Raw genomic sequence first — 16,052 nt, forward strand, 5'->3', positions numbered from 1 at the left:
GCGCTATTGCGCCTGTTACGGTCAGGCAGCCGGTATTGAGTGGATTACTGCGGTTGATGCAAACGCTGGTTCAGCTCATCCACCGCCATGGCCCAATCGGCGTCCTCACGCAGCTCTTCCTTGAGAAACTGAGCCTGTTGCGGCGTCCAGAACGGCGCGTCGATCAACTTCACATCGTCACTCAGCGGGTGCGCGACAATGAAGGCGTCGATAGCTTCGGGTGTTGAGTCCAGGCCCAGTTGTTCAAATAACGTTTCGAGTGTAGGTATTGGCGCATCCATGTCAGTCTCCGTGCGGGTTTCAGGATCGTTATGCATGGGAGGCTTGTGGCGCGGTAGAGTTCGATCGGATTGTCAGGAGGTCAGTGCCCCTGAATCCACTGCAGTCTTGAGGGCCTGGGCGGATTCTCTTCCAGCGCTGGCGGCGGTATCGAGCGTCTTGAACCAACGGTCTTTTTCCACCTGGTGCGTGGTGACGGTGGTCAACGGTGGCTTGGCGCGCATCACGATCACTGCTTGAAACTCACCGTCTACTTCCCTTGCGTCGCCATGGATGAAAAATTCGCCAATATCAAATTCCGTCACGTATAGCCTTCCCTTCGAGGTAACTAACTGCACTGATGAAACCTGGCCCCTGCGGGGCAAATTTCGATGGACGGGCCAGTATGGCAGTTGTTGAAGGACGGCGGCGCAGTAAAGTCATCCGGGTGACGAAACTATCCCGCGGTGCAGTGAGGCTTCCAGCCGCTTGGCCAGTTCGCAGGCCTCGATGTGGTCGCTGCGAAAGCCTTTGACCCTGCCACTGGTGACTTCGCGGATATGGAAGAAGTTTCTTCCGGCGGGCACAACTTGGTAAAGAACGGAATTGGGGTACCCGTTGGGACTGCTCAAGCAGTAGTATTGGCGTTCGTCCTGACGTGATGAGCGAGTGCGGGAAGACGTGGTAGCGTCGTATTGGCGTCGTTGCATGGTCGGCTCCTGTCGATCGATCTTGTTGACCCACCAGCAGCGTTACAGGTGGTTTTGACCCGTGTTGCTGTTTTAGTATTGTCGTCGGCAATCGGCGTCTGGTTCCACGCCGAGGTGTTTTTGTTTGTATGAGTTGTCGGAAACTGCGTTTTTAATAGTGTTATTCTCTGAAGCGGGTCGACCGGTATTCTCTGGTTATTAAACCTGTGATCTCCTGCGATACCTGATGTCCCTGCGCAAGGCCCATCGTGCATGCCTGTCCGGGGCTTTTGGGTGCAGCAACGGGGTCTTCTTCAGTTTTTCTATGAATGTGTTGTGTGATCGTGCCGATATGGCCGTTTCTTTGTGCTGCCCGCTCTGGCGGACAGTGCTCTTTTCGATGTGGGGGCGTTTCCTTGGCAGTCAGTAATCTGGATATGCACGCGTTGTTCGTGCTGGGTGATTTGCGCGCAAAGTTGGTCAAGCAGTTTCAATCCCGTTTTGTTTACATCACTGAGCAGACGCCGGAAGGCATCTACATCGCCGAAATCGATACCGAGGCGGCAATGGTTGTGGATGACAAACCCCGTTTGGAGCTCAAGGTGGGCGACCATTTCCGTGCTGCGGTATTGCCCAGCCGCGAAGGTGGCAAGTTCGAACTCAAGTTCCGCGACATCAAGTTGACCGTGTATGGCTTGGGCGACTACGCCTTTGTGTCTTCGACCGAGGGCCAGGGCATCGTGTTCAAGGAAGGTCACAGCGTGATGCTGGTGTTTGCCGCCAATGAACAACTGCAGGAAGGCCTGACCAAGACCCTCAAGGCCGTGACCGGCAAGGCCGCCAAATGGCGCAAGGGTGAGCTGGTGACGTTCAAGGCCAGTGAGTAATCGGTACATACTGTGAACATCTCCTATCTCCCGGAACCTCTACTACAGTTGAGTTGACTTAACTATTCAGAGGCTTCGCGCATAGACAGCAAAGCCGTTCGTTGTTGCTGCGACATCGCGAGGTGCAAGGGCATGAAAGGATTGAGATCGCTGTTGGCTGCATCGCTGACGACCCTGACGTTATCAGTGGCTTCGCTGACAGTTTCAGCCGCGCAAGCGCCGGTGCACTTTGCCGATCTGAACTGGGAAAGCGGCAGCCTGATCACCGAAATACTGCGGGTCATCGTCGAGAAGGGCTACGACTTGCCCACCGACACCTTGCCCGGTACCACCATCACCCTGGAAACCGCCCTGGCCAAGAACGACATCCAGGTTATCGGTGAAGAGTGGGCCGGCCGCAGCCCGGTGTGGGTCAAGGCCGAGGCCGAAGGCAAGGTGGTGGGCCTGGGCGATACGGTCAAAGGCGCCACCGAAGGTTGGTGGGTGCCGGAATATGTGGTCAAGGGCGATCCCGCCAAAGGCATCAAGCCCCTGGCGCCGGACCTCAAGAGCGTGAAGGACCTGGCGCGCTACAAGGACGTATTCAAGGACCCGGAATCCCCAGGCAAGGGGCGTTTCCTCAACAGCCCCATCGGCTGGACCTCGGAAGTGGTCAACAAGCAGAAGCTCAAGGCCTACGGCCTGGACGACAGCTACGTGAATTTCCGCAGTGGTTCGGGGGCTGCACTGGATGCCGAAATTGCCTCGTCCATCCGTCGCGGCAAACCGGTGTTGTTCTACTACTGGTCGCCCACGCCATTGATGGGGCGCTACAAGTTGATCCAGCTGGAAGAGCCACCGTTTGATGCCGAGGCCTGGAAGACCCTGACGGATGCGGATAACCCCGATCCGAAGCCTACGCGGTCGTTGGCATCCAAGCTGAGTATTGGCGTGTCCACGCCGTTCCAGAAGGAACATCCGCAGATTGCCGAGTTTTTCGAGAAGGTCGAGTTTCCGATCGAACCGCTGAATAAAGCCCTGGCGAGCATGAGCGAGAATCACACCGCGCCCCGGGATGTGGCCCAGGCGTTCCTCAAGGAACATCCTGAGGTGTGGAAGGCATGGTTGACGGACGATGTGGCGCAGAAGGTCGAAGCCAGCCTGAAGTAAGCACGGAGCTTATTGCCGAGTTGCGTTCAAAAATAATGTGTGGGCTTGCTCCCGGTGGCGGTGGTTCAGTAATAGCTGCATCAACTGACACTGCCTTATCGGGGGCAAGCCCCCTCCCACATTTGGATCGGCGTACATCCGTCAGCCCAGCTTCAGAACTGCAACCAAAAAGCATCAGCGGGACCCATGCTGAGACGACGTTGTTGCGGCCCTACGCGGTCAAAACTGTGGGAGGGGGCTTGCCCCCGATGGCGGTGGCGCAGTGCCAGATGTGTTACTGCTGATACACCGCTATCGGGAGCAAGCCCCCTCCCACATTGGTTTGTATTGCAGGGTTAGAACTGGATTTGCACCGCCAGCTCAAACGTCCGTGGCGATCCCAGGTAATACGCCGGCGACACATGGGCAAACTCGGCATACGAACGCCTTGGACCGCGTCGGCAGGCTCTCATCGGTGGAGTTGACGGCTGGGGCGCTTGGGTACGCGGGTCGACGGTGCAGCACTGCCCGCCGATGCCATTGAGCTGCGCCCCCACCCTCTGCCCGTGACCGATACTGCAGGCGAACACATTGAACAGGACGCAGCAATCATCCAGGCAACGAGCGAGCGGTCGGCACGGGCGATTTTCATGGGGCGGCGCTTTACCATCAGCCGCCGACGAAATGCCTGCAAAAAATCTCAGGGCGACTATCCTGTTTCGCACCTTTTAGGGAGAACCCGCCATGAGCTTTGTCATCGCACGATGGATCGTCGGCGTTTTTACCTGCATCAGCATGGTGCACCTGTACTGGGCCGCCGGCGGCAAACTCGGCAGCCTCGCCGCCATCCCCCAACTGCCCGGCGAATTCGCCAGCGGGCCACGCCCTGCGTTCAAGCCTTCGGCGCTAGGTACCTTTTTGGTGGCGATGGGCTTGGTGGCGATTGCACTGCTGGTCTGCCTGCGGGCCGGGCTGTACTTCTCGGCGGTCTCCCATGCGGCGTTGCAATGGGGGATCAGCGCGATTGCCGTGGTGATGTTTGCCAGGGCGATTGGGGATTCGGAATTGGTGGGGTTTTTCAAGAAGGTCGGCGGGTCACGGTTTGCGCGGTTGGATACGTGGTTTTATTCGCCGTTGTGTTTGGTGTTGGGGGTGGGGTTGTTGGTGGTGGCGTGGGGTTAATGAGGGGAAGGCCTGATCACTTTGTCTCAGGCCGAGAATCAAGGGTGCTTGAAGTATAAATTGGACATGGAACTGGTGATCTTCCTGGCTTTCCCCTTCTTCAGGTACTCGCTGAACTCAAGTTCTAAAGACTCTTTATTAGTGTGTTTTTTGTACTTGTGTGGTACTTCACATGCGTACATATACAGCCTCCAAGAGCCGAAGCCGTCGATCCGTTCACCTGGACCGTAATCAAAGTCGACACATATTTCAGATAGATAAACACTGCAACCAATCCCATGCAGCTCGTAGGTTACGTCGTCTGTGACTGAGTCGAGTTGCGGGATCGTTTTTGAGCGCCATAGCCTGAGAATGTTTTTGGTTCCAAATGCTTGTTCAAGCAAGTCTGTCGCTTTTTTACTTGCGTTAAATACTCGGTTATCAAATTTTCCAGGGTCTGGGTTTTCATCGTCTTGGCCTATCACCGCCTTGCACCCGCACCTGATAGTGCCCGCCAGCGGCGCAGTGGTGTGAGCCCTTGCCATGCTCATCCAGCATGACCCACGCGCAACACCCGATCCATCCCCAGCAACGACGGCATATCCGCCGCATGGCTCACCGAATCCAGCGCCCGCGAATACCAGGCGCCCATCTGCTGGCGATAGGTCACCAGGCTCTGATGAAAGCCATCCAGCTCATGTTCGATAGAGGCAATGTGGGAAGCGTGGGTCATCCGTGACGTCTCGGCAGAGGGCAAGGCGTCGGAGTCTGCCGCAGTAAAAAGCGGCTGGATGAACGGCGGGGAAAATCAGAAAGGGCTGACCACCGTCAGGAAAAAAACCGCGAAAAACCAACCTGAAGGGCTACATAAAAAAGCGCTCCAACCGATTGCAGTACACCGCTCAAATAAAAACTGCTCTCATCCTTGCCCGATTTCCCGACCTGGCCGTCATGGTTAATAGAACCTCTATTACGCAGGATTTCCCATGTCGCGCCTTGCTCGTCCCTTGCACCCACTGGCCTTGTCAGTGGCGCTGGCTTTTGCCGCCGTGCCGTTGATGAATGTTCAATCCGCCTTTGCCGAAGAAAGCAGCAGCGCTGTACGGCGCTTTCAGATTCCGGCCGGTGACTTGAGCCAGGCGCTCAATAGCCTGGCCGAGCAGGCGGGCCTGGTATTGGCGTTTGATGCGAGCCTGACACGCGGCAAACGCAGCAACGGCTTGAGCGGGCAATACGCCACCGATGTGGCGCTGACCCAGTTGCTCGCCGGCAGCGGCCTGCAGGCGCTGAAGATCTCTGCCGACCGCTACCGTCTGGAAGCCCTCCCGGATAACGGCGGCGCGATGGAGCTGCAGGCCACCACCATCAGCGGTGCCTACCAGGCCGAAAGCCCCACCGGGCCGGTCGCCGGTTATGTGGCTACCCGCAGTTTGTCGGGCACCAAGACCGATACCGCGCTGATCGAAACCCCGCAGTCGATTTCCATCGTCACCAAAGACCAGATGCGCGCGCAGAACGCCGAGAGCCTCAACCAGATTCTGCGCTACAGCGCTGCGGTCATCCCGGAAACCCGCGGCGCCACCGCTTCGCGCCTCGACCAACTGACCATTCGTGGTTTTGCCCCGGCCACTTACCTGGACGGCCTGCGCATGCCGTCGAGCCGTGACGCGTTGCCGCAAAAAGATGCCTTCGACCTGGAGCGCGTCGAAGTGCTGCGCGGCCCGGCTTCGGTGCTGTACGGGCAGGGCACGCCGAGCGGGGTGATCAATATGGTCAGCAAGCGGCCGATGGATACGCCGTTCCATGAAGTGGGCGTGGAGTACGGCACCTTCAACAAGAAACGCACCACCTTCGACCTTAGCGGGCCGATTGACGATCAGGGCGTTTATTCCTACCGGGTCGCGGGGCTTTTCGACGATGCCAATGGCCAGGTCGAACACACCGAAACCCGTCGCCAGTCGCTGTCCACGGCCTTCACCTGGCGGCCGGATGACGCTACCTCGCTGACCTTGCTCGGGCATTTTCAGAAGGATCCGAAGGGCGCGTCCTATGGTTCGATGCCGGCCTGGGGCTCGGTATTGCACAGCCCGACCGGGCGCAGCATCGATGTGGACTTTTATGATGGCGAAAAGAACTTCGAGAAAAGCGATCGCGAGTACTACTCCATCGGCTGGGCTTTCGAGCATCACTTCAACGATGTGTGGACCGTGCGCCAGAACGCGCGTTATTTGCGCAGCGAAGGGCGCTATCGCAGCCTCTACAGCAACTACCTGATGACGGACTATCGCACCATTCGCCGCTCCACCATCGCCAGTGACGTCGACATGAATGCCTATACCCTCGACAACCAGGTGCAGGCCAAATTCGACACTGGCCCACTGCAACACACCTTGCTGATGGGGCTCGACTACCAGAACACCAGCACCGATACCCTGTTGGGCTCAGGGACCTATACCGCCGGGCCGACCCTGGATATTTTCAATCCGGTCTATGGCGCGGCCGTGCCGGTACCGGCGTACACCACCGACGGTACGTCGCGCAGCGAACAAACCGGCGTGTACCTGCAAGAGCAGATGAAGTGGGACAAATGGGTGCTGTTGCTGGGCGGTCGTTATGACTGGGCCAGCACCGACAGCACCACCAAGACCCTGCGCACCGGGGCCAAGAGCCAATCCTCCCTGGACAGCAAGGCCTTTACCGGGCGTATTGGCCTGGTCTATCTCTTCGATAATGGCCTGGCGCCGTATGCCAGCTATGCGGAGTCATTCAACCCGCAGTCGGGCACCGGTTACGGCGGTTCGGTATTCAAGCCGACCGAAGGCAAGCAGTATGAAATCGGCATCAAGTACCAGCCGCCGGGCAGTAACAGCTTTATCACGGCGGCGATCTTCGACCTGCGCCAGACCAACGTCCTCACCACCGACCCGGACCCCACCCACCTGTGCGGCAGCGGTCGCTGCCAGAGCCAGGACGGCGAAGTGCAATCCCGTGGTTTTGAGCTGGAAGGCAAGGCCAGCCTCAACGACAACCTGGACATCACGGCGGCCTATGCCTACCTGGATAACCGCATCAGCAAGTCGAATAACACCGTGCGTTATGCGCCCATCAGCGATATCGGCGTAGGCCCGGCCATCAACGCCGAGGGCACTACCACCTACGCAGTACCGCGCCACACAGCTTCGGCGTGGGCTGACTACACCTTCCATGATGGCAACCTCAAGGGCTTCGGTGCCGGCGCCGGTGCGCGTTATGTCGGCTCGTCTTGGGGCGATACCGCCAACACCCTGAAGGTGCCGGGCTACACCTTGTTCGATGCGGCGGTGCACTACGACATCCCGAACATCGCCAACCTCAAGGACAACCTGCGCCTGGCCCTGAACGCCACCAACCTGGCGAATAAAGAGTATGTCGCGTCGTGCTATTCCTACTCGTGGTGCTGGTATGGCTCGCAGCGCACGGTGCAGGCGAGTGCGACCTATCAGTGGTGATGGCACGCCGATAAGGCAATTTAATGGCCCCCCTGTAACAGAATCCTCGCCAGAATCGCTTTTATTTTCAGGTGGTTAGGTGAGGAAGCAAATGCGCACTGTTGGAATCATGCTGATCGCCTGCTCCCTGGCCGGTGGCGCGGCTGCCGTGCAGGCACGGGAGCTGCGCGAGGGTGACAAGTACATGTGCAGTTGGGGTGCCGGCACGGCCGCCAGGGCCCAGGAGCTCAAGCTGTCGGGGGTGTCGTTGTACGCCGCGCGGCAGAAGATCCAGACCATCAAGTTCAATAAATCCTGGATGCGCATGATGGCCATGGGCATCACCGAGCAGACGTATGACAGTCGTTCACGGCTCAAGCCCGAAGCGATTCGCCAGAGTTTCTATCAGGATTGCGTGCGCTACAAAGTGGCACGCAAATGATCGACCCGCCTGCTTAGCGCGTCAGCGGCGAGCTGGCATCTTCCTGGAAATACGCCTTTGCCGTTTCAATGAACCGCCGATTGGCCTGGGACAAGTATTCACTGGCTCGCCAGCACAGGTTGAAGTGCATGAATTGCGCGGGTTCGAAGGACACACCGACGAGCCCGGATTCCTGCTCCTGCACCGAACGCAGCAGGGTGGAAAGCCCCATTGCGTTGCGGGTGGCGGCAATCACCAGCGGGACGAAATTGCTTTCCAGGGCGATGTTGAAACGCACGCGGGCCTGGCTGCAAAAGGCATCCAGCAGGTGGCGTTGCAGGAAGGTGTTATCGAAGACCAGCATGGGCTCATGCTGCAAGCGCTCAGCCGGGATCGAGGAGGCCCCGGCCAGCGGATGCTGTTCGTGCATGCACAACACCATCTCATCGCTGCCGAGCAGCACCGACTCCCAGTCCGGGTCAACCCGTCGCGACTCCAGCAATGCCACATCAATCTGCCGTGTGGCCAGGCGTTCGCTGATGTCATCGGCACTGCCTTCCACCACATGCATGGCAATGCCGGGATAGCGCGCGCGAAATTGCATCAGCAGTTCGGGAATATGGCGGATGCCGTACATGGGCGGCACGCCGACGCGGATCTCGCCGCTGTGCAGTTGAGTCAGGTCCTGCAGTTCACGACGGGCACCGGCCAAACCTTCCAGGCAGGCCTCGGCGCGCGTCAGGAACAATTGGCCTTCGGCCGTCACGCTGATTTGCCGCGTAGCGCGGTTGAACAGGGCGACCCCCAGTTCCTCTTCCAGCCGGCCGACCGCCATGCTCAGTGCCGGTTGCGCCACATGCAGCGCCTGCGCGGCCTTGGTGAAGCTGCCTTGGCGGGCGATCTCGACGCAGTATGCCAGCGCTTTTAGATTCATACGGTCTCGCATAACAAAGAGTGATGATTTTATTCACAAATGGATATTTTCTGTGATGATGGCAAGTCTATAACCTGTCGGCATTCTTCTCCATGCCGGGTTCACCACCATGCTCAACCTTCGCCAGTATTGGCTCCTGACCCTCATCATCGGCGCCTTGGGCGGCGGCATTGCCAGTTGGGCGGGGTGGCCGTTGCCCTGGGTGATTGGCTCCCTCGTCGCCGTCATGCTGAGCCGATGCGCCGGCGCGTGGGTGCCGGAAGTGCCGGAAGTGCCGTATGGGCGCAAGATCGGACAACTGATCGTGGCAGTGGCCATCGGCTGTCATTTCACCCTGCCGGTGATGCAGCAAGTGGCGACCCATCTTGGCCTGATCGTATCGGCAGTGATGCTGACGCTGGTGCTGGCCTTGGGTTCGATACTGATCCTGCATCGCTGGGGCGTTTCGTTCGGCACGGCGTTCTTCGCCTTGATGCCGGCCAACTCCACCGAGATGGTGCACCTGGGGCGTCAGCGTCAGGCGGACACGTCGTTTATCGCGGCGGCCCATAGCATTCGGTTGCTGCTGATCCTGCTGGCGGTGCCGGCTGTCGCCACCTTTGGGATGCCGCAGGTGGCTGTTCATGCGCCGTTGCCGGTGATCTGGCCCTGGCTGGTGTTCATCCTGGCGATGAGTTGGCTGGCAGCCCTGGGGTTCCAGCGCTGCAAACTGCCCAACCCGTGGACGTTCGGACCGTTCCTGATCTGCGCGGTGGGGGTAGGCTGCAATAACCTGTCGATGAGCATGCCGGGCTGGCTCAGTGGCAGTGGCCAGTTGTTGATCGGCTGTGCGCTGGGTGTCGCGTTCGACCGCAGTTTTTTCCTGCGGGCGCCGGGGTTTCTGTTGAAGGTGTTGCTGTTGTTGGCGGGTTCGGGAATTGCCACGGCCCTCGCCGCGTGGGGCCTCGGCACCTGGCTGGGCACGCCGTGGCTGTCGCTGGCCCTGGGCATGATGCCCGGCAGCGCGCCGGAGATGAGCCTGACCGCCGAGGCCCTGGGCCTGGCAGTGACGCTGGTGACCGCGATGCAGGTGATCCGCATGCTGTTGATCCAGGCGGCGTGCCTGCCTTTGTATCGCTTGCTGGGGCGGACACCGTCGCAGAAGGAGGTACTTGGGATGAAACCGGCGTCGTTGTAGTTCCTGCCATTTTACAAATCCATGACAAACCCTATGTTTCTATTTGCATACAATCGCTGACTTCGACGCAAATAGAGCAGGGCGCGCAGGATCATGCACCAGCCAGAACACTCATCGCCCACCAGCTTGCGCTTCCTCGCGGTCGGCGTGCTGTGCGTCGCGGTGGTGCTGGGGGGCTATTTCGTGCAACTCAACGCCAAGGCGGATCGCCAGCGCGAAGAAGCGGCCGAGCGTTTGGCACTTTGCCAGCAGATTGAGCGAGTCGCCAGTGTGGCCACATCCGGTGGCCTCGAACTTCGCGATACCTGCAAGCAATTGAGGGCGAACGGGTCGAAGAGTGTCATGCCGCCTTAACTAATAACCCTTTTTTATAAGTGGAAATATCGACGGTAGTTGCACCAAAAAGTGGCACTTATATCCGTCGCCACCTTAAAAAACATGTGGTTATTGAAGGACTTACACCGCTTTTAATCCGACGAAAGGATATAAAATTTTCTTGTTACAGCTTTTTACACTCGTTACTATAGCCGGGCGTTCACCTCCCACGGTTTATGCATTTTTAAATCCCAAGTTTCCATCAGCTACTTGGGATTTTTTTTGCCTGCGATTTGACCCGCGTCAAACTTCCCCGTCTGCAAACTCTGCGCGCATTCGCCCGTTGCGTTTGGCCTGGTAGAGCAACGTGTCGACATCTTCGACAAAACCCAGCATCGGGCTGTCGGGTTTGACGATGCGCGTACCCACGCCAAGGCTCAGGGTCAGCAGGTTGGATACCGCTGAAAAGCCATGTTCGATCTGCGGGCCGATATAGCTGAAGGTCATGCTCTGCCAGTCGATACGCCAGGGGATGGCTTTGGTCGACTCCAGCAGTGTCCGGTATACATCGCTGTCGGGCTGGCTCGGAGGGTCGATACTCATGGTGGGCGGCTTGAATGATGGCTAATTGCCCATGGTGTTGTGTGATCAACGGCGGGAGTCAAGTGCTTGCCAAGGCAGCAGACGAGAGGTCGGGGGGCGAGCATTTCGGCGGCCTGCTAGCTATTGACAGCATGGCTTGGCGCATCCAGCGCGCCGTAGTAACGCCAGCAGCAATGACGGTGCTCCGGCACGATTACGCAGCCGCTGAGGCTGACGATCAGCAAAGCCGCAACCAGCAGGGTAAGTCGACGGTACATGGTGTTTCCTCTTGGGTTGACCTGGGTTAATCCTTCAACGTGGCCAGCCGCGAAAATCCGTCGCGATCCTTTCAAACATTTCATCAAGCCCCGCCAGCCCTTGAGCAATACTGGTCTCGACCCCCTGCTGAAAAATCTGCGCAGCCTGCGACGGATTTTTGCGCACGCGCCGTTCAACCCATCAGCAACCTGCACTTTCGCGTGTTGCATGAAGGAGTTGCCATGAGACCCCTGGCCAAATTGCGTTTTGTCTTGCTTGCTCCGCTGGCTCTCGCCGCGCTTGTCAGCACCCCGACTTTTGCCCAGACCGAAATCATCATCCAGCAGGCGCCGCCGCCGCAGCGTGTGGAAATGATCCCGGCCGAGCGCCCCGGGTATGCCTGGGACCGGGGCCACTGGCGTTGGGAAGGGCGCGGTTATGGCTGGGTACCGGGCCACTGGCAGCCAGTCATGCGTCATGCGCGCTGGGAGCCTGGCCATTGGGAAGCCCATGGCCCGAACTGGTACTGGCGCGAAGGGCATTGGATCCGCTGAACCCTGACCCTTGGCCCTGAGAACTGCCCGATTGAAAGACACTGATCCGGACGTTGAGCTGCTGGCGCGTATCGGCAATAACGAACCTGCCGCCGTCAACGAAATGGTGACGCGTAAACTCCCGCGTTTGCTGGCGCTCGCCAGTCGGATCCTGGGGGACGCCGATGAGGCCAAGGACGTGGCTCAGGAAAGCTTCCTGCGTATCTGGCGCCAGGCCGCCAACTGGCGCAGTGGCGAGGCGCGTTTCGACACCTGGTTGCACCGGGTTGCGCTGAACCTGTGCCACGACCGCCTGCGCCGACGCAAGGAACGTCCGTTGAGCGACGAAGAGGCGGTGGAGGTGGCAGACAGCTCGCCATCGCCTGAGGAGCAACTGGAAACCCAGGACCGCAGTGCACGCATGGCCGCCGCGTTGGCGGCCTTGCCCGAACGCCAGCGCGAAGCCATCGTGTTGCAGTACTACCAGGAGCTGTCGAACATCGACGCCGCAGCCCTGATGAATATCAGCGTCGAGGCACTGGAGAGCCTGCTGTCGCGGGCCCGACGCCAGTTGCGCAGCCAACTTGCCGACACACCCGGGCTCGCCCGCCCAGGAAGGGGAAAACCATGACACCCGAACGTTTTGCTTACCTGGCCGACGCCTATGGGGCGGACCTGCGTCGCTGGCCGGATGCTGAACAGGCCACCGCCCAGGCCTTGCTGCGCAGCGGCAATGTGCATGCGCGCGAAGCCTTGCAGCAGGCACGTTGGCTTGACGGCCAGTTGGACAGCCATCAACTGGCATTCATCGACCCGGCATTGGCCCGGCAGATCCGCCAGTCAGCCGCGCTGCCTGGATCGTTCTGGTCGCGTTACGGCCGCTGGCTGTCGCCCGCAGGCCTGGTAAGCGTGGGCATTGCCGGCATCGTCACCGGGATGCTGGTGGCGTCCATGAGCGTGCCGCTGCCGATGTTGTCCTCCGAAGTGCTGCCCAGCGTCTTCGATCAAGGCGACGCGGAAGTCGTCTTCACCGTCAACGCCGAGGAAACCGAGCAATGACAGCCAGATCCCTCAAGCCGTGGTTGCTCGTGTCGGTGTTGCTCAACGTGTTTTTGATCGGAGGCGTAGGCGGTGGCCTTTATCACTGGATGGTCAGCGCCAGACCGGCCGAAGCGGTCGTCAACCAGCACGGTCTGCGTCAAGCCATGTTCAAACTGCCACCCGAACGGCGCAGGGAGCTGCGCCAACTGTTGCGCCACAATCGTGACGACAGCCAGCCGCTGATCATGGCCGGGCGTGAAGCGCGGTTGGGTGTGATCAAGCAATTGGAAGCGCCGAGCCTGGACCGTGAGGCATTGGTGGCAGAGCTGGCCAAGGCACGGGAGGCCGATATGGCCCTTCGGGCGCTGGTCGACAGCACCCTGGCGCAGTTCGCCGGCAACTTGCCCCAGGATGAGCGGCAGAAGCTGGTGGAGGCCTTGTACATGCGCGGGCAGGCAAAGTCGGCAGGCAACAAACCTCGGTCTTGAGCTGCGAGCCGCCAACCCTTAGTTTGAAAAGACTGCACCGCTACGCAGTCCAAAGGCGCTTGGTAAACCAGGATTAATCGACAGCAGGCCGAGCGCGGATTTACAGGCGACGTAGAAAGGATTTGACGATATGGCGGGTCGCGTCGGTAGTGTCAATATCGTCCAAGGAGCCATAGGCGTGCCACTGGCAGTCGACGATCTCGTTCAGTGGCCGTGCATCCGCGATATTCACCACCGAGGCTTCAAACACATGGTGGACGGTGTCGCGGGCCTTCAGCTCCTGCAAGTACAGCAGGCCATCCACGTTCAACCCGGTTTCCTCTTCCAGCTCCCGTTCGGCGGCGCCGACCGGGCGTTCGCCCTGTTCAACCTTGCCGCCCGGCAGCGCCCATTTTGATCTGGCCTTGCGCACGAAGAGGATATGCCCCTCGTGTTCGCAAATGACCGTTGCGCGTATTTTCATCGTCTGTGCCCCCGCAGTGGGATGAATGTCATAAAAGTGTAATGCAATTGTCATGCTAGGTGGTTATGGCACAACGGCGTGGGGATGTGGATACTGCCGGATTGATGAAAACGGACGAGGAAAACAGATGAGCACCGTACGTTGGGGCATGATTGGTTGTGGCAGTGTCACTGAGTTAAAGAGTGGACCCGCTTTCTACAAAGCGCCAGGTTCGGCGCTGGCGGCCGTGATGGGGCGTCGCGAGGACGCCGTGCGCGATTATGCATCACGTCACGGGATTGCCCGTTACTACACCGACGCCCAGGCACTGATCAACGACCCTGAAGTGGACGCCGTGTACATCGCCACGCCGCCCGACAGTCACCTGGAGTACAGCCTGATGGTGGCGGCGGCCGGCAAGCATTGCTGCGTCGAGAAACCGATGTCGCTGAACGCCGAACAGAGCGCGTTGATGCAGCGCACCTTCGAACGTGCCGGGCTGCACCTGTTTGTCTCCTACTACCGGCGCTCGCTGCCGCGCTTCCAGCAAGTGCGCGCGTGGCTGCAGGACGGGCGCATCGGCACGTTACGCCACCTGACCTGGACCCTCTGCAAGCCACCGGCTGCCGAGGATGCCAGCGCCGCCAACTGGCGCACCAACCCGACCATCGCCGGTGGCGGCTACTTTGCCGACCTGGCCAGCCACGGATTTGACCTGTTCCAATACCTGGCCGGGGACATCGTCGAGGTCTCGGGTTTTACTGCACGACAGGCCGCAAGCTATGCGGCCGAGGACGCCGTGACGGCCTGCTGGACGTTCAGTTCGGGCGCGCTGGGCATGGGCTGTTGGAACTTTGTAGCCGACCGCCGTGAGGATCTGGTCGAGTTGATCGGCAGCCGTGGGCGCATCCAGTTCTCGGTGTTCGAGGATCAGCCGCTGCGCCTCGACGGTGAGTTCAACGAGGTGCTGGAGGTGCCGTGCCACGCGCATATCCAGTGGCACCACGTATTGGCCATGAACGCGCATATTCGCGGCGAAGCCGAGCATCCTTCGCTGGCGATCGAGGCGTTGAAGACCGATCGGGTCCTGGACAAGGTGTTGCAACGTAACCCCAACCATCCTGAGTAGTTGCGGTATACCTGGTTTTTTTCAAGGAATACACACATGAAGTACTGGATGATGATGTGGCTGGTGCTGGCCACCAGCGCAGTGGCGGCCCCGCGTAACCAAGGGACGCCTGGGGAATTTGATTTTTATGTGCTGTCGTTGTCATGGTCGCCGACCTTTTGCCTGACGCACCCAAACAACGAACAATGTTCGGGTAAGGGTTACGGCTTCGTGCTGCACGGCTTGTGGCCGCAATACGCGCGGGGAGGGTGGCCGGCGACCTGCGCGCCGCAATCTACGTTGAGCCGTGAAGAGATGGACAAGGGCGCGGCGCTGTTCCCGACGCGCTCGCTGCTCAAGCACGAATGGGCCAAGCACGGCACCTGCAGCGGGCTGGAACCCTTGGCGTACCTGGAGAAAACCGATACGGCGCTGGGCGTAGTCACCATCCCGGCGCAACTGCAACCGTTCAACACGCCGTCGTCGTTGCAGGCCCGCGAGATCGAGGCGCTGTTTCGCGAAAGCAACCCGCGCATGGGCAACCATGGCCTGGCGGTGATCTGCAAAGGCAAGGTGCTGTCGGAAGTGCGCGTGTGCCTGACCAAGGACCTGGCGTTTGCCGGCTGCCCGCGCAGTGTCAAAACCCAGTGCCGTGCGGGCGATATTCGTATTCCCACGCAGCGCTAAGGCAGCATTGCCACGCGGTAGCGTTCGTCAAAGTCCTCGGCCAACTGCGCCAGGCTGACCTTGCCCAGGCGTTTCAGCAGCAATGCCTGGGCTTGTTCGAAGGCATCCGTGAGTGCGGCATTCACCGCCTGTTCCACCAGGCACTCGGGGTGATCGGTGGACAGGCCGATGGCGAATATCGAAGGCGTGCCCAGGGCATTGTGAATGTCCAGCAGAGTGATTTCGCTCAAGGGTTTGCCCAGGCTCCAGCCGCCCTGGTGGCCCTTTTCCGAACGCACATACCCTTTCTCCTTGAGCAACCCCAGGGTGCGTCGCACCACCACTGGGTTGGTGCCGAGCATCTGCGCGATGGTCTCCGATGTGGCGCGTTCTTCATGACGGCCCATATGGATCAGTACGTGGAGCATGCGCGACAGGCGCGTGTCGTTTCTCATCAATCAGCCTCAGGTTGGGTCAGTCGAAAGTATCGTTCGTAA

General features: G+C 59.6%; 24 protein-coding genes and 1 pseudogene. 13 read left to right on the plus strand and 12 right to left on the minus strand.

The features are described from left to right. Positions 1–44: 44 nt before the first annotated feature. The 3 genes from FIV39_RS13410 to FIV39_RS13420 all read right to left on the minus strand — a co-directional run bounded on the left by FIV39_RS13410 (position 45) and on the right by FIV39_RS13420 (position 968). On the minus strand, positions 45–281 hold the full coding sequence (locus FIV39_RS13410) for a DUF2789 domain-containing protein (RefSeq protein WP_027606523.1): 237 nt from the start codon (positions 279–281) through the stop codon (positions 45–47). Positions 282–353: 72 nt separating this feature from the next. Beyond that, positions 354–584: a hypothetical protein gene (locus FIV39_RS13415; protein WP_090405432.1), complete on the minus strand. Its 231-nt coding sequence runs from the start codon at positions 582–584 to the stop codon at positions 354–356. 114 nt (positions 585–698) lie between these two features. Then, the gene (locus FIV39_RS13420) at positions 699–968 is read right to left on the minus strand and encodes a hypothetical protein (protein WP_090405429.1); all 270 of its coding nucleotides are present in this window, start codon (positions 966–968) and stop codon (positions 699–701) included. Positions 969–1,363: 395 nt separating this feature from the next. Between FIV39_RS13420 and FIV39_RS13425 the strand changes: the two genes are divergently transcribed. Then, complete coding sequence (locus tag FIV39_RS13425) at positions 1,364–1,834, plus strand: hypothetical protein (protein WP_078048042.1); 471 nt, start codon at positions 1,364–1,366, stop codon at positions 1,832–1,834. 132 nt (positions 1,835–1,966) lie between these two features. Further along, on the plus strand, positions 1,967–2,983 hold the full coding sequence (locus FIV39_RS13430) for an ABC transporter substrate-binding protein (RefSeq protein WP_090405426.1): 1,017 nt from the start codon (positions 1,967–1,969) through the stop codon (positions 2,981–2,983). Between the two features lie 405 nt (positions 2,984–3,388). Here the strand turns inward: FIV39_RS13430 and FIV39_RS33415 are convergent. Beyond that, positions 3,389–3,614: pseudogene (locus FIV39_RS33415) on the minus strand (DUF2946 family protein); the annotation flags it as partial. Positions 3,615–3,706: 92 nt separating this feature from the next. On the opposite strand from FIV39_RS33415, the gene FIV39_RS13440 reads away from it, so the two are divergent. Beyond that, positions 3,707–4,144, plus strand: a complete 438-nt coding sequence (locus FIV39_RS13440; protein WP_090405423.1) for a DUF3995 domain-containing protein — start codon at positions 3,707–3,709, stop codon at positions 4,142–4,144. A 38-nt stretch (positions 4,145–4,182) separates the two neighbouring features. Here FIV39_RS13440 and FIV39_RS13445 read toward each other — a convergent pair whose 3' ends face one another. Together FIV39_RS13445 and FIV39_RS13450 are read right to left on the minus strand one after the other, a co-directional pair. Beyond that, positions 4,183–4,668: a DUF6896 domain-containing protein gene (locus tag FIV39_RS13445; protein WP_167361085.1), complete on the minus strand. Its 486-nt coding sequence runs from the start codon at positions 4,666–4,668 to the stop codon at positions 4,183–4,185. A 2-nt stretch (positions 4,669–4,670) separates the two neighbouring features. Next, a complete protein-coding gene (locus FIV39_RS13450; RefSeq protein ID WP_090405420.1) occupies positions 4,671–4,856 on the minus strand; it encodes a hypothetical protein in 186 nt (61 codons plus the stop codon). A 253-nt stretch (positions 4,857–5,109) separates the two neighbouring features. Here FIV39_RS13450 and FIV39_RS13455 point away from each other — a divergent pair, with 253 nt between their 5' ends. Further along, entirely contained in the window at positions 5,110–7,611 is a 2,502-nt protein-coding gene (locus FIV39_RS13455; protein WP_090405417.1) for a TonB-dependent siderophore receptor, read from the plus strand. Between the two features lie 91 nt (positions 7,612–7,702). Further along, the gene (locus FIV39_RS13460; RefSeq protein WP_026136677.1) at positions 7,703–8,032 is read left to right on the plus strand and encodes a hypothetical protein; all 330 of its coding nucleotides are present in this window, start codon (positions 7,703–7,705) and stop codon (positions 8,030–8,032) included. 13 nt (positions 8,033–8,045) lie between these two features. On the opposite strand, the gene FIV39_RS13465 is transcribed toward FIV39_RS13460, so the two are convergent. Continuing rightward, positions 8,046–8,945, minus strand: coding sequence for a LysR family transcriptional regulator (locus FIV39_RS13465; protein ID WP_090405414.1), 900 nt, complete (start codon positions 8,943–8,945; stop codon positions 8,046–8,048). A 109-nt stretch (positions 8,946–9,054) separates the two neighbouring features. Between FIV39_RS13465 and FIV39_RS13470 the strand changes: the two genes are divergently transcribed. Together FIV39_RS13470 and FIV39_RS13475 are read left to right on the plus strand one after the other, a co-directional pair. Next, entirely contained in the window at positions 9,055–10,122 is a 1,068-nt protein-coding gene (locus FIV39_RS13470) for an AbrB family transcriptional regulator (protein ID WP_090405411.1), read from the plus strand. A 93-nt stretch (positions 10,123–10,215) separates the two neighbouring features. Then, positions 10,216–10,476 (plus strand): hypothetical protein, encoded by a 261-nt coding sequence (locus FIV39_RS13475; RefSeq protein ID WP_090405409.1) that lies wholly within the window; start codon positions 10,216–10,218, stop codon positions 10,474–10,476. 264 nt (positions 10,477–10,740) lie between these two features. On the opposite strand, the gene FIV39_RS13480 is transcribed toward FIV39_RS13475, so the two are convergent. The 3 genes from FIV39_RS13480 to FIV39_RS33420 form a co-directional block, all read right to left on the minus strand. After that, positions 10,741–11,040, minus strand: coding sequence for a hypothetical protein (locus tag FIV39_RS13480; RefSeq protein WP_090405406.1), 300 nt, complete (start codon positions 11,038–11,040; stop codon positions 10,741–10,743). Positions 11,041–11,156: 116 nt separating this feature from the next. Beyond that, a complete protein-coding gene (locus tag FIV39_RS33010; protein WP_167361120.1) occupies positions 11,157–11,297 on the minus strand; it encodes a hypothetical protein in 141 nt (46 codons plus the stop codon). 34 nt (positions 11,298–11,331) lie between these two features. Beyond that, a complete protein-coding gene (locus FIV39_RS33420) occupies positions 11,332–11,463 on the minus strand; it encodes a hypothetical protein (protein ID WP_261384947.1) in 132 nt (43 codons plus the stop codon). A 56-nt stretch (positions 11,464–11,519) separates the two neighbouring features. Here FIV39_RS33420 and FIV39_RS13485 point away from each other — a divergent pair, with 56 nt between their 5' ends. From FIV39_RS13485 to FIV39_RS13500, 4 genes are read left to right on the plus strand one after another with little or no spacing between them, the layout of a single operon-like run. After that, positions 11,520–11,831, plus strand: coding sequence for a YXWGXW repeat-containing protein (locus FIV39_RS13485; RefSeq protein ID WP_090405404.1), 312 nt, complete (start codon positions 11,520–11,522; stop codon positions 11,829–11,831). A 31-nt stretch (positions 11,832–11,862) separates the two neighbouring features. Further along, positions 11,863–12,441, plus strand: a complete 579-nt coding sequence (locus FIV39_RS13490; RefSeq protein WP_090405401.1) for an RNA polymerase sigma factor — start codon at positions 11,863–11,865, stop codon at positions 12,439–12,441. After that, a complete protein-coding gene (locus FIV39_RS13495) occupies positions 12,438–12,869 on the plus strand; it encodes a hypothetical protein (RefSeq protein WP_090405398.1) in 432 nt (143 codons plus the stop codon). The genes FIV39_RS13490 and FIV39_RS13495 overlap by 4 nt, the downstream gene beginning before the upstream one ends. Then, entirely contained in the window at positions 12,866–13,339 is a 474-nt protein-coding gene (locus FIV39_RS13500; RefSeq protein ID WP_090405396.1) for a periplasmic heavy metal sensor, read from the plus strand. The genes FIV39_RS13495 and FIV39_RS13500 overlap by 4 nt, the downstream gene beginning before the upstream one ends. 100 nt (positions 13,340–13,439) lie before the next feature. Here FIV39_RS13500 and FIV39_RS13505 read toward each other — a convergent pair whose 3' ends face one another. Beyond that, entirely contained in the window at positions 13,440–13,802 is a 363-nt protein-coding gene (locus FIV39_RS13505; RefSeq protein ID WP_090405392.1) for an NUDIX hydrolase, read from the minus strand. A gap of 127 nt (positions 13,803–13,929) precedes the next feature. Between FIV39_RS13505 and FIV39_RS13510 the strand changes: the two genes are divergently transcribed. Beyond that, positions 13,930–14,910, plus strand: a complete 981-nt coding sequence (locus FIV39_RS13510; RefSeq protein WP_090405389.1) for a Gfo/Idh/MocA family protein — start codon at positions 13,930–13,932, stop codon at positions 14,908–14,910. A 36-nt stretch (positions 14,911–14,946) separates the two neighbouring features. After that, a complete protein-coding gene (locus FIV39_RS13515; protein WP_090405385.1) occupies positions 14,947–15,576 on the plus strand; it encodes a ribonuclease T2 family protein in 630 nt (209 codons plus the stop codon). Here the strand turns inward: FIV39_RS13515 and FIV39_RS13520 are convergent. Then, the gene (locus FIV39_RS13520) at positions 15,573–16,010 is read right to left on the minus strand and encodes an Rrf2 family transcriptional regulator (RefSeq protein WP_090405382.1); all 438 of its coding nucleotides are present in this window, start codon (positions 16,008–16,010) and stop codon (positions 15,573–15,575) included. The two genes, FIV39_RS13515 and FIV39_RS13520, sit on opposite strands and share 4 nt — an antisense overlap. Between the last annotated feature and the right edge of the window lie 42 nt (positions 16,011–16,052).

Source organism: Pseudomonas grimontii (genome assembly GCF_007858185.1).
Classification (GTDB): Bacteria; Pseudomonadota; Gammaproteobacteria; order Pseudomonadales; family Pseudomonadaceae; genus Aquipseudomonas; species Aquipseudomonas grimontii.